This window comes from Streptomyces sp. S3(2020) (assembly GCF_013044505.1).
GTDB lineage: Bacteria > Actinomycetota > Actinomycetes > Streptomycetales > Streptomycetaceae > Streptomyces.
Genome location: NZ_JABERD010000004.1, coordinates 121421 through 134754 on the forward strand (window position 1 = coordinate 121421; position 13334 = coordinate 134754).

Annotated in this window: 13 protein-coding genes and 1 pseudogene; 12 read left to right on the forward strand and 2 right to left on the reverse strand. The window is 70.9% G+C overall.

Annotated features, from left to right (window positions below):
• Positions 1 to 3: 3 nt before the first annotated feature.
• From HLK59_RS03020 to HLK59_RS03065, 10 genes are all read left to right on the forward strand, one after another.
• A complete protein-coding gene (locus tag HLK59_RS03020) occupies positions 4 to 1218 on the forward strand; it encodes an acyl-CoA dehydrogenase family protein (protein WP_171139602.1) in 1215 nt (404 codons plus the stop codon).
• Positions 1215 to 1991: an SDR family oxidoreductase gene (locus HLK59_RS03025; RefSeq protein WP_171139603.1), complete on the forward strand. Its 777-nt coding sequence runs from the start codon at positions 1215 to 1217 to the stop codon at positions 1989 to 1991. Before HLK59_RS03020 ends, HLK59_RS03025 begins: the two co-directional genes overlap by 4 nt.
• On the forward strand, positions 1988 to 2758 hold the full coding sequence (locus HLK59_RS03030; protein ID WP_171139604.1) for an SDR family oxidoreductase: 771 nt from the start codon (positions 1988 to 1990) through the stop codon (positions 2756 to 2758). Before HLK59_RS03025 ends, HLK59_RS03030 begins: the two co-directional genes overlap by 4 nt.
• On the forward strand, positions 2755 to 3603 hold the full coding sequence (locus HLK59_RS03035; protein WP_171139605.1) for an enoyl-CoA hydratase-related protein: 849 nt from the start codon (positions 2755 to 2757) through the stop codon (positions 3601 to 3603). Before HLK59_RS03030 ends, HLK59_RS03035 begins: the two co-directional genes overlap by 4 nt.
• Before the next feature lie 114 nt (positions 3604 to 3717).
• Positions 3718 to 4347: a TetR/AcrR family transcriptional regulator gene (locus HLK59_RS03040; protein WP_240982160.1), complete on the forward strand. Its 630-nt coding sequence runs from the start codon at positions 3718 to 3720 to the stop codon at positions 4345 to 4347.
• 102 nt (positions 4348 to 4449) lie between these two features.
• A complete protein-coding gene (locus HLK59_RS03045; protein WP_171139606.1) occupies positions 4450 to 4800 on the forward strand; it encodes a nuclear transport factor 2 family protein in 351 nt (116 codons plus the stop codon).
• Positions 4797 to 5189: a nuclear transport factor 2 family protein gene (locus tag HLK59_RS03050; protein ID WP_171139607.1), complete on the forward strand. Its 393-nt coding sequence runs from the start codon at positions 4797 to 4799 to the stop codon at positions 5187 to 5189. Before HLK59_RS03045 ends, HLK59_RS03050 begins: the two co-directional genes overlap by 4 nt.
• A 51-nt stretch (positions 5190 to 5240) precedes the next feature.
• Complete coding sequence (locus HLK59_RS03055) at positions 5241 to 5561, forward strand: EthD family reductase (RefSeq protein ID WP_171139608.1); 321 nt, start codon at positions 5241 to 5243, stop codon at positions 5559 to 5561.
• A gap of 79 nt (positions 5562 to 5640) precedes the next feature.
• Positions 5641 to 7236: a class I adenylate-forming enzyme family protein gene (locus HLK59_RS03060; RefSeq protein WP_171139609.1), complete on the forward strand. Its 1596-nt coding sequence runs from the start codon at positions 5641 to 5643 to the stop codon at positions 7234 to 7236.
• A complete protein-coding gene (locus HLK59_RS03065; protein ID WP_171139610.1) occupies positions 7233 to 8285 on the forward strand; it encodes an MBL fold metallo-hydrolase in 1053 nt (350 codons plus the stop codon). The genes HLK59_RS03060 and HLK59_RS03065 overlap by 4 nt, the downstream gene beginning before the upstream one ends.
• A 17-nt stretch (positions 8286 to 8302) precedes the next feature.
• Here HLK59_RS03065 and HLK59_RS03070 read toward each other — a convergent pair whose 3' ends face one another.
• Both HLK59_RS03070 and HLK59_RS03075 read right to left on the reverse strand, forming a co-directional pair.
• Entirely contained in the window at positions 8303 to 9052 is a 750-nt protein-coding gene (locus HLK59_RS03070) for a glucose 1-dehydrogenase (RefSeq protein WP_171139611.1), read from the reverse strand.
• Between the two features lie 25 nt (positions 9053 to 9077).
• Positions 9078 to 9881, reverse strand: coding sequence for an SDR family NAD(P)-dependent oxidoreductase (locus HLK59_RS03075; protein ID WP_171139612.1), 804 nt, complete (start codon positions 9879 to 9881; stop codon positions 9078 to 9080).
• Positions 9882 to 10124: 243 nt separating this feature from the next.
• On the opposite strand from HLK59_RS03075, the gene HLK59_RS03080 reads away from it, so the two are divergent.
• A complete protein-coding gene (locus HLK59_RS03080) occupies positions 10125 to 12671 on the forward strand; it encodes a discoidin domain-containing protein (protein ID WP_171139613.1) in 2547 nt (848 codons plus the stop codon).
• Positions 12672 to 13041: 370 nt separating this feature from the next.
• Positions 13042 to 13334 (forward strand): annotated as a pseudogene (locus tag HLK59_RS03085) (DNA-directed RNA polymerase subunit alpha); the annotation flags it as partial.

Genomic DNA, 13334 nt, shown 5'->3' on the forward strand with positions numbered 1-13334 from the left:
GCCATGGATTTCGGACTCTCCCCGAAGGCCGACGAACTCCGCTCACGCATGGCCGCGTTCATGGCGGAGTACGTCCTGCCCGCCGAACCCGTCCACGACCGGCAACTCGCCGAAGCCGACAACCCCCACGAACTCCCGCCGGTGATGCGTGAGTTGAAGGAGAAGGCGCGGGCCGAAGGGCTCTGGAACCTCTTCCTCGCCCACGGTGACCGGGGCGCCGGCCTCACCAACCTCGAATACGCGCCCCTCGCCGAACTGGCAGGACGATCGGTCATCGGGCCCGAGGTGTTCAACTGCTCCGCACCCGACACCGGGAACATGGAACTGCTCACCCTCTTCGGCACACCCGAACAGCAGGACCGCTGGCTGCGGCCCCTGCTCACCGCCGAGATCCGGTCCTGCTTCGCCATGACCGAGCCCGAGGTCGCCAGCTCCGACGCGCGCAACATCCGCACCCGGATCACCCGTGACGGCGACACCTACGTCGTCGACGGCCACAAGTGGTACACCTCCGGGATCCTCGACCCCGACTGCCGGCTGATCATCCTGATGGGGGTCACCGACCCGGACGCACCGACCTACCGGCAGCAGAGCATGCTGCTGATCCCGCGCGACACCCCCGGCATCACCGTGCTGCGCGACCTGCCCATGTTCGGCTACACCGACCGCTGCGGCCACGGCGATGTCCTCTTCGAGGGCGTACGGGTACCGGTGTCGGCGATGCTGGGTGGCGAGGGAGAGGGATTCGCCCTGGCGCAGGGCCGGCTGGGGCCGGGACGGATGCACTACGCCATGCGCGCGGTCGGATTCGCCGAGCGGGCACTGGAGTTGATGTGCCGCCGGACCCTGACCCGCACCGCCTTCGGGGGCAGGCTCGCCGAACAGGGTGTCGTACGGGAGTGGATCGCCCGCAGCCGCATCGAGATCGAGCAACTGCGCCTGCTCGTCCTCAAGTCGGCCTGGCTGATGGACACCTCGGGCAACGCGGCCGCCCGCACCGAGGTCGCCGCGATCAAGGTGGCCGCGCTGGAGGTCGCTCACCGGGTCGTCGACCGGGCCGTCCAGGCGCACGGCGCCGCCGGGGTCAGCGACGACACCGTACTGGCGCGGCTGTACGCCATCACCCGGGCGCTACGGATCGCGGACGGGCCCGACGAGGTGCATCTGCGAACGGTCGCACGGCGTGAACTGGCCAGGTATCCCGAGGAGTCGGCGTGAACGGACATGAGCTGGAGGGGCGGGTCGCCGTGATCACCGGCGGGTCGCGGGGAATCGGCCTCGGCATCGCCAAGGCGTACCGGGAGGCGGGCGCACATGTGGTGATCGCCGCCCGCAAACCCGACGGACTGGCCGCGGCCCGCGAGGAGTTGCTCCACGTCAAGGGGGACGGCGAGGTCCACGACGTCGTCGCCAACGCCGGGGAACCCGAGGACGCCGAGCGCTGCGTCGCGCAGACCATGACCCGCTTCGGCCACCTCGACATCCTGGTCAACAACGCGGCCACCAACCCCTACATGGGCGCTCTCCTCGACCTCGACCTGCCGCGCGCGGAGAAGACCGTACGGGTCAACCAGTACGGCATGGTCGCCTGGACCCGGTGCGCCTGGCGCGCGTGGATGGCGGAACACGGGGGAGCGGTCGTCAACATCGCCTCCGTCGGCGGACTGATCGTCGATCCTCACATCGGCTGGTACAACGCCACCAAGGCGGCCATGCTGCACATGACCCGGCAACTCGCCTACGAACTCGGCCCGCAGGCGCGCGTGAACGCCATCGCGCCCGGGCTGATCAAGACCGAACTCGCCCGCGCCGTATGGGAGCCGAGGGAGCCGATCCTGACCGCGCGACTGCCGCTGCGCAGACTCGGGACGGTGCGGGACGTGGCGCACGCGGCCGTCTTCCTGGCGTCCGGGGCATCGTCCTGGATGACCGGGCAGACCCTGGTCCTGGACGGCGGGGCGACCGTGCTGCCGATCGGGGTGGAGGCATGACCCCGGTGGGGGAGCCGTTCTCGCTGCGGGGGCGGACCGCCGTGGTCACCGGGGCGTCGTCCGGGCTCGGGGCCCGGTTCGCCACGGTCCTCGCATCGGCCGGCGCCCGCGTCTTCGCCGCCGCCCGACGGCTGGACAAGCTCAAGGAACTCGCCGGTGAGGACCCGCTCATCCATCCCGCCGTCTGCGACGTCTCGCGGGAGGAGGACCGCGTACGGCTGATGGAGACGGCGCTCGACGAGAGCGGCCGGATCGACGTCCTCGTCAACAACGCCGGCGCGCCCGGCGCACCGCGCGCCGAGGACGAGAGCGCCGACGCCTTCGCCGCCGTACTGGCCGTGAACCTCGTGGCACCCTTCCACCTCGCACGGCTGCTCGCCGAGGCGCCGGTGCCCGAGGCCGGCCGTACGCGGTCGGTCGTGAACGTCTCGTCCGTCCTGGGACTGGTCTCCGGCGCCCCGCTGGGAGGTGCGGCCTACGCGGCGTCCAAGGCCGGGCTCATCGGACTCACCCGGGAACTCGCCGGACAGTGGGGGCGGACGGGGGTACGGGTCAACGCGCTCGCGCCCGGCTGGTTCCGCTCGGAGATGACCGACGGGCTGTTCTCCGACGAACGCTCCCGGCGCTGGGTCGAGCGCGGCACGATGCTGGGGCGCGGAGGCGAGCCGGGAGAACTGGACGGGGCGCTGCTGTATCTGGCCTCGGACGCGTCCTCGTACTGCACCGGGCAGGTGCTCACCGTGGACGGCGGGTGGACGGCGCGATGACGGTCACCGTGGAGATCGACGGCGACGGGCTGGCGAGGGTCGAGCTGTGCCGTGGGGCGGGCAACGCGATCGACCTCGCGACGGCGAAGGCGCTGCTGGAGGCGGCGCGGGAGTGCGAGAGCGCGCGGGCACGGGCGGTGCTGCTCACCGGTCGGGGGCGGTCCTTCTGCGTCGGCGGCGATCTCAAGGAGTTCGCGGCGCTGCCCCGGGAACGCCTGGCCGGGCATCTGACCGAGGTGACCCACGCGCTGCACGGGGCGTTGCGGACCCTCGCGGGGCTGGACGCTCCGCTGGTGGCCGCCGTGCGGGGGGCCGTCGCGGGGGCCGGGCTCGGACTGGTGGCGGCGGCGGACGTGAGCCTCGCGGCGAGCGACGCCGGCTTCACGGCCGCGTACACGGCGATCGGGTACACGCCGGACGCCGGGGTCAGCTGGTCGCTGCCCCGGCTCGTCGGGCCGCGTCGGGCCGTCGACCTGCTGCTGACCAATCGGCGCGTCCCGGCCGCGGAGGCGCTGGACATGGGCCTGGTGAGCCGGGTCGTCGCCCCGGAGCGGCTGGACGAGGAGGCCCTGCGGGTGGCGGGTGCGCTGGCGCGCGGAGCCACGGGGGCGTACGGGGTGACACGGCGGCTGGTCGGGCAGGCGCTCCTCGCCGGCCTGGACGAACACCTCGACGCGGAGGCCCGTCACCTGGCCGCCGCCGCGGTGTCCGCGGAGGGGCGGGAAGGCGTGGCGGCGTTTCTCGCGGGGCGCCGGGCCGACTTCGTGAGGGTGCAGGACGTGAGTCCCGCGGCTGTGAGTGCGGTCGCCGTGCGCCCCGAGGTCGTGCCGCCCGATTCATCGTGAGCCGGTCCGCACATCAGCGATCCGTCCGATCGTCGATTCGTACCTGACTTGAACTTGGGTCTACTCTCGGACGACCGGACGGTGATCGGTACCGCCCGTGGAGGAGAGGGAGAGATGATGGCGAGGGCGCGGATCGTGGATCCGGAGGAGGGGCCCAGGTCGAAGCGGGGTGCGATCCTCGTGGCCGCCGTGGAGCGGTTCGGGGAGGACGGCTACGAGAACACCAAGTGGTCGGAGGTGGCCGACCGGGTCGGTATCGGGCAGACCGCGCTGTACCACTACTTCGAGTCCAAGGCGCACTGTCTGCTCACCATCATGCGGCTGGAACTCCAGCGCTCCCACGACCAGTTCGTCGAGGCCACGGCCGACGAGACGGAACCGGTGGAGGAGCTGCGCGCGGCCGTGCGGTCGGCGTTCGCGGTCTCCGAGCAGGAGATCCGCCAGATGCGCATCCTCCAGGCCAACATGTCCCTGCTCGCCACCCCGCGCAAATCCAAGCGCGAGGAGACCGAGCGCGTCGCGGCCCGCCAACTGGTCCAGATGGTCGAGCGGGACTGGACGAACCTGCTGATGCGCGGCATGTCCAAGGGCGCTTTCCCGGTCCGTGACGCGCACACCCTCGGTCTCGCCGTCCTCGGCATGATCGTCAGTGTCTGGCGGTGGTACCGCCCGACCGGGGCGATCCCGCTGGAGGAGATCAGCGAGTTGATCGAGGGGTCTGTGGTGCGGATGGCCGCGGAATAGCCTGCGCCCCGCCCCTTGTCGGGGGCGGGGCGGTCGCCCTACAGTCAAACTGAACTGAACTCAGCTTGCTTATCGAATGGACCGCAAGGAGAGCGATCGGCGATGGTGCTTCGTGAATACATGGCCCGCATGGACGGCCAGGACCCGGAGAAAGCCCTGGACCTGGTGGAGCCCGGTTTCCGTTTCCTCATCGCCCTTCCCGCCGGACAGCGCGGCGGGACCTCGCGCGAGGAGTTCGCCGCGTACATAGCCGGCCGTCAGGCGGTGGACCGTACCCACGAGATCCAGCGGTACGCGGTCGACGGCGACGTCGAGACGGCGTACGGCTTCGTCGTGGAGAAGGGGGTGACCACGGGGGCGTTCCTCTCCGCCGCGCAGATCTCGCCCGCCGGTCTGATGGCCCGCTACCAGTCGTTCTTCACCCCCGACTTCGACCTCGTGGACCGGCCGTGAGCGCGCCCGTCCCGTCCGCCGCCCCGTCCGCCGCTCCATTCCTGACCAGCTGGTTCGCCATCCTGGACAGCGACGACGCCGACGGGATCCTCGACCTGATCAGCGACGACTTCTCCTTCTCCATCCTGTTCTCCACCGGCGGCGACGCCGGCACCGACTTCCACGGCGGCCGGGCCGAGATGGAGGGCTACCTCGCCCAGCGCGAGGTGGGCGTGCGCACCCACCATCCGCTCACCGCGTCCGCCGTCGGCCGGGACGAGCTGTATCTCGGCGAGGTGCGCAGGTCGGGCGTACCGGAGGCGACCTTCGTGGCCTCGGCCCGCCTCGACGAGGAGGGCCGGGTACGACGGCTGCTGATCGGTCGCTCGCCCGCGGTCCTGTTCACCTGACCGGCGGCCCAGTCCACCCGAGCGGTGGCCCTGTCCACCTGAGGAGGCGCGATGTACAACCTCGTCCTGCTGGCCGCCCGGCCGCCCGAGTGGACCCACGAACGGTTCATCGACTGGTGGCGCGGCGAGCACGCCGAGCTCACCCGGCACCTGCCCGGGCTCAGGTCCTGGCGGCACACCGACATCGACGCGGCCCTCGAACCGCGCTCCGAGGGCTGGGACGGCATCTCCGTCCTGAGCTTCGACACCGCCGAGGACCTGCGCGAGGCACTGGCCAGCCCGCAGTGGGCGGCGGCCGTCGCCCAGGTCGGCGACATGCGCGGCCGCCGGATCGCCGTCATGGGCGGCGAGATGGAGATGTACGGCGGCTGAGCCCGCCGGGCCCGGCCCCGGGCCGACTCGGCCCACCCCCTTCGCACGGTGGGCCCTTCGCAACGAGGCGAGGAAGCGGATGCGACAGACAGTGCGGGAGTTCCACGACCGATCCGAACAGGCCGACTTCACGGCCGTCGTCGACGACCACGGCCGCCACAGCGCGCGCGACCTCCTGCGGCGGGCGACCGAACTGGCCGAGACGATGACCCCGCACGGCACACCCGGCGGCACCGTGCTCCTCCAGGCCGACAACTCGTGGCGCACCGTCGCCGCGACCCTCGCCGTCGGACGTACCGGCGGCGTCCTGGCCCTGGTGAACCGGCATACGACCGCCGCCGAGTTCGCGGCGGCCATGGAGGACATCCGGCCGGACGTCCTGATCGCCGAACCGTCGGCCGTCGAGGAGTGGGGCGGCAGCCAGGCCATGCCGGACGCGCGTACCGCCGAGGCCCTCGACGGCTGGACGGTCCACGCCGGACACCGCCCGCGCGACGTCTCCCGCTGGTCCGGCGGCACCCTCATCGGCCTCACCTCCGGTTCCACGGGCCGGCCCAAGGGCGTCGTCCAGTCCGAGAGCGCCCTGCGCTACGCCTGCTCCCGCACGATCGACGTCAACGGCCTGCGCGACGGGGACGCGGTGGCCGCCGTCGTCCCGCTCTCCTCGACCGCCGCCTACTGCTTCGGGGTCTGCCTCTCCCTCATGCTGGGCGGACCACTCGTCCTGTCCGGCCGCTGGGACCGCGAGGAGGCGCTCGCGCGAATGGCCGCGCATGACGTCCGGTGGACCATGTGCGTGCCCACCATGGCACTCCAGATGGGGTCCGCCGCGGCCGGATCGAGAGTCCTCGACGGGGTCCGTTCGATCACCGTCGGCGGCGGCCCCATGGACCGCGGAGCGCTCGCCCGCGCCGAACGCTCCCTGGGCACGAAGATCCTGCGCGTCTTCGGCATGTCGGAGTGCCTCGGGCACACCTCGCCCCGGCCCGACGACCTTGAGGAGATCCGCCTCGGCCGCGACGGACGCCCCTTCCCCGGCACCGACCTCAGGGCCGTCGCCCCCGACGGCACCGTCCTGGGCCCCGGGGCGACCGGCCACGCACAGGTGCGCGGGCCCTCCCTCTTCCTCGGCTACGCCCGTGACGGCAAGGTCGAGCCGCCGGCCCTCACACCGGACGGCTACTTCCCCACCGGCGACCTGCTGGTGACCGGTCAGGACGGCACGGTCACCGTCATGGGCCGCGAGAAGGACGTCATCATCCGCGGCGGGCGCAACCTGGACATCACCGAGATCGAACGGGCCGTCGCCGCCCATCCCGCGGTGGCACGCGCCTGCGTGGCCGCCGTACCGGACCCGCTCCTCGGCGAACGCGCCGCCGTGCTCGTCGTGGTCGAGGACGGCGGCACACTCGGCCTCGACGAGATCACCGCCCACCTCGCCCGCACCGGCCTGTCCAAGGCCAAGTGGCCCGAATACGCCTTCACCGTCGGCGAGTTGCCGCAGACCACCGTCGGCAAGCTCGACCGGCCGGGAGCCCGCAGGCTCGCCCACGACCTGCACGCGGAGCTCGCCGCACACCCCGAACAACACCGGCGACACCCCGAACAACACCTCGAACAACACCTCGAACAACACGAGCAGCATTCCGAACAGCACCGGCAAGGAGATGCATGACCACCCCCACGACCCGCACCGCCCGTTTCGACCGCGGCCGTTGGGCGCAGGCCGGACCCGAGACCGTACGACCCGGCGTCCACCGCATCCCGCTCCCGCTGCCGGACGACGGGCTGCGGGCCGTCAACGTCTACGCGCTGGAGGGTCTGACGGAGGGGCTGGTCCTGATCGACGGGGGCTGGTCGATCCCCGAGTCCCGCACAGCACTTGAGGACGCACTGGCCGAACTCGGCCACGACCTCGGCGAGATCAGCCACGTCCTGGTGACCCACATCCACCGCGACCACTACACCCAGGCCGTCGAACTGCGCAGACTGCTGGGCTCACAGGTCTACCTCGGCGCGGGGGAGCGGCGCGGTCTGGAGCTGCTGGGCGAACTGCGCACGGACGAGCCGGTCGGCTCGCTGGTGACCCTGCGCCGGGCGGGCGCCCACGACCTCGCCGAGCGGGTCGCCGGGATGTACGACGGCGACTTCGACCCCACCGTCTGGGAGGCACCGGACCGCTGGCTCCAGGCGGAGGAACTCCGCTTCGGCGAGGCCGGGTTGACGGTCGTCCCGACGCCCGGACACACCCAGGGGCATGTGGTCTACCTCGACCGGGCACGCGGGCTGCTGTTCTCCGGGGACCACGTCCTGCCGCACATCACCCCCTCCATCGGCTTCGAACTCGGCGGCCCCGCCCTGCCGTTGGGCGACTACCTCGACTCCCTGCACCTGATGACCACCCTCGCCGACGCACAACTCCTGCCCGCGCACGGGCCCGTCGGCGACAGCGTCCACGTGCGGGTCGCGGAGCTGCTGGCCCATCACGACGACCGGCTCGCCGAGACGCTGGCCGCCCTCGACGGACGTACCCGCACCGCCTGCGAGGTGGCCGGGGAGCTGGGCTGGACCCGGCGCAAGGTGTCCTTCGCGGACCTCGGGGCCTTCGACCAGATGCTCGCCGTCAACGAGACGGCGGCGCACCTGGACGTGCTGGTGGCCCGCGGACGGGCCGGGCGCACGGTGACCGACGGGGTCGACCGGTACACGACCGCGGCAGGCTAGACCCCGGGGCTGCCGGCTCAACGCGCCGTCCAGCCCCCGTCGACGTAGAGCTCGGACCCGGTCATGAAGCTCGCGTCGTCGGAGGCGAGGAAGGCCACCGTGGCGGCCACCTCCTCGGGCGTACCGAGCCGGCCGAGCGGGGTCCCCTCGACCATCGCGGTCAAGCGGGGGGTGTCGCGCCAGAGTTCCCGCGACCGTGGTGTCTCGATGAAACCGGGGTGCAGGGAGTTGACCCGCACCCCGCGCTTCGCCCAGTGCAGGGCGGCGTTCTTGGTCATCAGACGTACGGCCCCTTTGGCCGCGTGGTACGAGAACTGGGCGCCGAAGCCGCCGACCGTGCCGAAGATCGACGCGACGTTGACGATCGATCCGCCACCGGAACGCTCGATGGACGGGCCGGCGTGCTTCATGCCGAGCCAGACACCGGTCTGGGTCACACCGAGGACCTGCTCCCAGGATTCCTTGGTCTCGGTCTCGACGGTGTGCATGGTGGCGATCCCGGCATTGTTGACCAGCACGGACAGCTCACCCAGCGCTGCCGTCGCGGTCGCGACGACCTCCTGCCACGCCGACTCGTCCGAGACGTCCAGGGCCAGCCCCAGGGCGCCGCCCCCGACCTCCTCGGCGAGCTTGCCGCAGCGGTCGGCGTCCAGATCGGTCACCACGACCGCGGCGCCCTCGGCCGCGAGGCGTCGCACGACGGCGTCACCGATGCCTCCCGTGGCACCGGTCACCAGCGCCGTCTTCCCGGCGAGTCTCGTCTGCATCGGATCCCTCGATTCCCGGTGGTCCTCAGTCCCGTACGCCCAGCCAGGCCAGGGCGCCGCCGTCGATCACGTACGACGAACCCGTGATGAACGCCGCGTCGTCGGAGGCCAGGAAGCACGCCAGCCTGGCGACCTCCTCCGGTCGCCCGAGCCGCTCCACCAACTGCGGCGCGGTCAGCTCACGTTCCCTGGCGTCCCGGTCCGGCGCGGCGGCGATGTGGTCCCGGGCGAGCGGCGTCTCGATGACGCCGGGACAGAAGCAGTTGCAGCGCACCGGGGCCAGGTCCACGGCCGTGACCTTGGTCAGATGGATGACACCGGCCTTGGTGACGCCGTAGGCCGGGGCATTGGGGAAGCCGGTGAGGCCGGAGACGGAGGCGGTGTTGACGATGGCGGGCCCTCGCCGCGAGCGGCGCAGATGGGGTGCGGCGAACTTGGTCGTCAGCCACACCGCTTTGAGGTTGACCTCGTAGACCGCGTCCCAGATCTCCTCCGGCAACGAGTCGACACCGAGGTCCGGTTCGTGCGTGAACGCGGTCTCGATCACTCCGGCGTTGTTGACCAGGACGTCGAGGCCACCGAAGCGCTCCGCCGTGTTCTCCACCATGTCCTCGATGCTGTCCCGGACCCGTAGATCGCAGACGATCACCGAGGCCCGCGCCCCGGCGGCGCGCACCAACTCCGCGGTCTCGGCGGCGGTCTCCTCGTTGCGGTCGGCGACAGCCACCGCGGCCGCCCCCTGGCGGGCCATCTCCACGGCGATCGCCCGCCCGATGCCCTGCCCCGCACCGGTGACGAGCCCGGTCCTGCCGTCCAGGGAACCCAGCACGAGCCCTCTCCCGACACCTCGACGCGACATGAATTGAACTCGATTCACTTCCGGCAGTCTAGGTTTGCCGGGCGGGACGCGACAAGGATCGGGACAGGAAAACGTTCCGAAGGCTTGCCGGGAGTTGGAACTCATCAGTTAAATCAAGACGTGAACTAAGCGTCGCGGCAGTGGCCTTGGAATGCGGCCGCGTCTGCTGTCGGCGTCCTCATGTCCTTTCCCGACGCACCCGCAGGGACCTCCATGAGACTCAGATCCCTGGGTGTCGCGCTCGCCGCCACGGCAGCGCTGATCACCCTGCCCACCATCCAGCCGCCGGTGGCCGCGGCCGCCGACGCCAACCTGTCCCAGGGCAGAACGGCGACGGCATCCTCCAGCGAGAACGCGGGCACGCCCGCGGCCCACGCGGTCGACGGCGACACCGGCACCCGGTGGTCCTCGGCCGCCACCGACGACCAGTGGCTCCAGGTCGACCTCGGAACCGGCGCCACGATCAGCCAGATCGTCGTCGACTGGGAGACCGCCTACGGCAAGGACTACAAGATCCAGTCCTCGGCCGACGGCGGCACCTGGACCGACCTGCGCACGGTCACCGGCTCGGACGGCGGTACCGACACGCTCACCGTCTCCGGCCAGGGCCGATACGTACGTCTGCTGGGCGTCCACCGGGCGACGCAATGGGGCTACTCCGTCTGGGAGTTCCAGGTGTTCGGCACCACCGGGACCTCTCAGCCCGGCACCTGCTCCACCGCCGACTCGGCGCGTGGCAAGACCTCTTCGGCGTCCTCGACGGAGAACGCCGGCACCCCCGCGTCCGCCGCGGTCGACGGCGACGACTCCACCCGCTGGTCCAGCCAGGCCTCGGACCCGCAGTGGCTGCGCGTCGACCTGGGCTCGTCCCAGGACATCTGCGAGATCGACCTGAACTGGGAAGCCGCGTACGCCAAGGACTTCCAGCTCCAGGCCTCCGCCGACGGCACGAACTGGAACACCCTCAAGACCGTCACCGGCGCCACCGGCGGCCGCGCCTCCTACGACGTCAGCGGCACGGGCCGCTACGTCCGGGTCCTGGGGACGGCCCGCGGGACGGGCTACGGGTACTCGCTGTGGGAGTTCGCCGTCCACACCACGTCCGGTGGCACCGGCCCGGTCCAGGGCGGCGGCGACCTCGGCCCGAACGTGATCGTCGTCGACCCCTCCACCCCCGGCCTCCAGCAGAAGTTCGACCAGGTCTTCGCCCAGCAGGAGTCCGCCCAGTTCGGCTCCGGCCGCTACCAGTTCCTGCTCAAGCCGGGCACCTACAACGGCATCAACGCCCAACTCGGCTTCTACACCTCCATCTCCGGCCTCGGAATCAACCCCGACGACACCCAGATCAACGGCGACATCACCGTGGACGCGGGCTGGTTCAACGGCAACGCCACGCAGAACTTCTGGCGTTCGGCCGAGAACCTCGCCATCACCCCGTCCAACGGCACCGACCGCTGGGCCGTCGCCCAGGCCGCGCCGTTCCGCCGAATCCACGTCAAGGGCGGCCTCAACCTCGCCCCCAACGGCTACGGATGGGCCTCCGGCGGCTACATCGCCGACTCCAGGATCGACGGTACGGTCGGCCCGTACTCCCAGCAGCAGTGGTACACCCGGGACAGCTCGGTCGGCGGCTGGACCAACGGCGTGTGGAACATGACGTTCACCGGTGTCGAGGGCGCCCCGGCGACCGACTTCGACACCGGGCCGTACACCACGCTGGACACCACTCCGATCTCCCGCGAGAAGCCGTTTCTCTACCTCGACGGCAGCGACTACAAGGTCTTCGTCCCCGCCAAGCGCACCAACGCGCGCGGTGTGTCCTGGCCCGCCAACGCCGGGACCTCGCTGCCGCTGAGCCAGTTCTACGTCGTCAAGCCCGGCGCGACGGCCGCCACCATCAACACCGCACTGGCCCAGGGCCTGAACCTGCTGTTCACGCCCGGCGTCTACCACCTCGACCAGACGATCGACGTCACCCGCGCCGACACCGTGGTGCTCGGCCTCGGCCTGGCGACGATCGTGCCCGACGGCGGCATCGACGCCCTGCACGTCGCGGACGTCGACGGAGTGCGGCTGGCCGGCTTCCTCATCGACGCCGGCGCCACCCGCTCCGACACCCTGCTCCAACTCGGCCCCGCCGGATCGGGCGCGGACCACTCCGCCAACCCGACCACCATGCAGGACGTGTTCATCCGTATCGGCGGCGCAGGACCCGGCCTGGCGACGGACTCCGTCGTGGTCAACAGCGACGACGTCGTCATCGACCACACCTGGATCTGGCGAGCCGACCACGGCGAAGGTGTCGGCTGGGAGACCAACCGGGCCGACTACGGACTGCGCGTCAACGGCGACGACGTCCTGGCCACCGGCCTGTTCGTGGAGCACTTCAACAAGTACGACGTCGTATGGAACGGTGAGCGGGAGCGCACGATCTTCTTCCAGAACGAGAAGGCGTACGACGCCCCCGACGCCGCCGCCATCACCCACGACGGCATGGTCGGGTGGGCGGCCTACAAGGTCGCCGACTCGGTGGCCGTGCACGAGGCGTGGGGTCTGGGCAGCTACTGCAACTACACCTCCGATCCCTCGATCGTGCAGCACCACGGCTTCCAGGTCCCGGTCAAGGCGGGCGTCAGGATGCACAACCTTCAGGTGATCTCCCTGGGAGGCAAGGGCCAGTACGCCCACGTCATCAACGACACCGGTGCACCGACCTCGGGGACGGACACCGTGCCGTCGAAGGTGACCTCGTTCCCGTGAACCATCGCCGGTGCTGACGCTGCCGCTCATCGTCGCGGCACGTCGTCACCCACCATCGGGTGGTGCGTCCTCGTGGCGCACCACCCGCTTTCGTCGGACCGTGTGATGAACGAGACAGTCGACCTTCCGTCCTGTCTCGACACACGGGACGGGGTAACCCGTTCGCGCTGCGTGAGATCCGGCTGCGCGTTGACTCTCCGGGGCAGAAGCGGCAGTTCGTCGGGCTCCCCGCCAGGTGCATCGGGGCCGCCGACCGGCTGGTGGACAGGCGGAGTCGGGAGGTTCGGTGTCTCAGGCGGCCGGATCGCCCGTACCCTTCTGGGGTCTACGGCGTCACATAGCGGGCGTCAAACACTGGAGGACACACCTCGTGCTCATTGCTCAGCGTCCGTCTCTGACCGAAGAGGTCGTCGACGAGTTCCGTTCCCGGTTCGTGATCGAGCCGCTGGAGCCGGGCTTCGGCTACACCCTCGGCAACTCTCTTCGCCGTACCCTCCTGTCGTCGATCCCCGGCGCTGCTGTCACCAGCATCCGCGTCGACGGCGTCCTGCACGAGTTCACCACCGTGCCGGGCGTCAAGGAGGACGTCACCGACCTGATCCTCAACATCAAGCAGCTGGTCGTCTCCTCGGAGCACGACGAGCCGGTCGTGATGTACCTGCG

Coding starts and splice junctions, on each gene's coding strand:
- HLK59_RS03045 (WP_171139606.1), top strand. CDS start 4,450: ATGGTGCTTCGTGAATACATGGCCCGCATGGACGGCCAGGACCCGGAG.
- HLK59_RS03060 (WP_171139609.1), top strand. CDS start 5,641: ATGCGACAGACAGTGCGGGAGTTCCACGACCGATCCGAACAGGCCGAC.
- HLK59_RS03080 (WP_171139613.1), top strand. CDS start 10,125: ATGAGACTCAGATCCCTGGGTGTCGCGCTCGCCGCCACGGCAGCGCTG.
- HLK59_RS03020 (WP_171139602.1), top strand. CDS start 4: ATGGATTTCGGACTCTCCCCGAAGGCCGACGAACTCCGCTCACGCATG.
- HLK59_RS03040 (WP_240982160.1), top strand. CDS start 3,718: ATGATGGCGAGGGCGCGGATCGTGGATCCGGAGGAGGGGCCCAGGTCG.
- HLK59_RS03065 (WP_171139610.1), top strand. CDS start 7,233: ATGACCACCCCCACGACCCGCACCGCCCGTTTCGACCGCGGCCGTTGG.
- HLK59_RS03070 (WP_171139611.1), bottom strand. CDS start 9,052: ATGCAGACGAGACTCGCCGGGAAGACGGCGCTGGTGACCGGTGCCACG.
- HLK59_RS03055 (WP_171139608.1), top strand. CDS start 5,241: ATGTACAACCTCGTCCTGCTGGCCGCCCGGCCGCCCGAGTGGACCCAC.
- HLK59_RS03030 (WP_171139604.1), top strand. CDS start 1,988: ATGACCCCGGTGGGGGAGCCGTTCTCGCTGCGGGGGCGGACCGCCGTG.
- HLK59_RS03035 (WP_171139605.1), top strand. CDS start 2,755: ATGACGGTCACCGTGGAGATCGACGGCGACGGGCTGGCGAGGGTCGAG.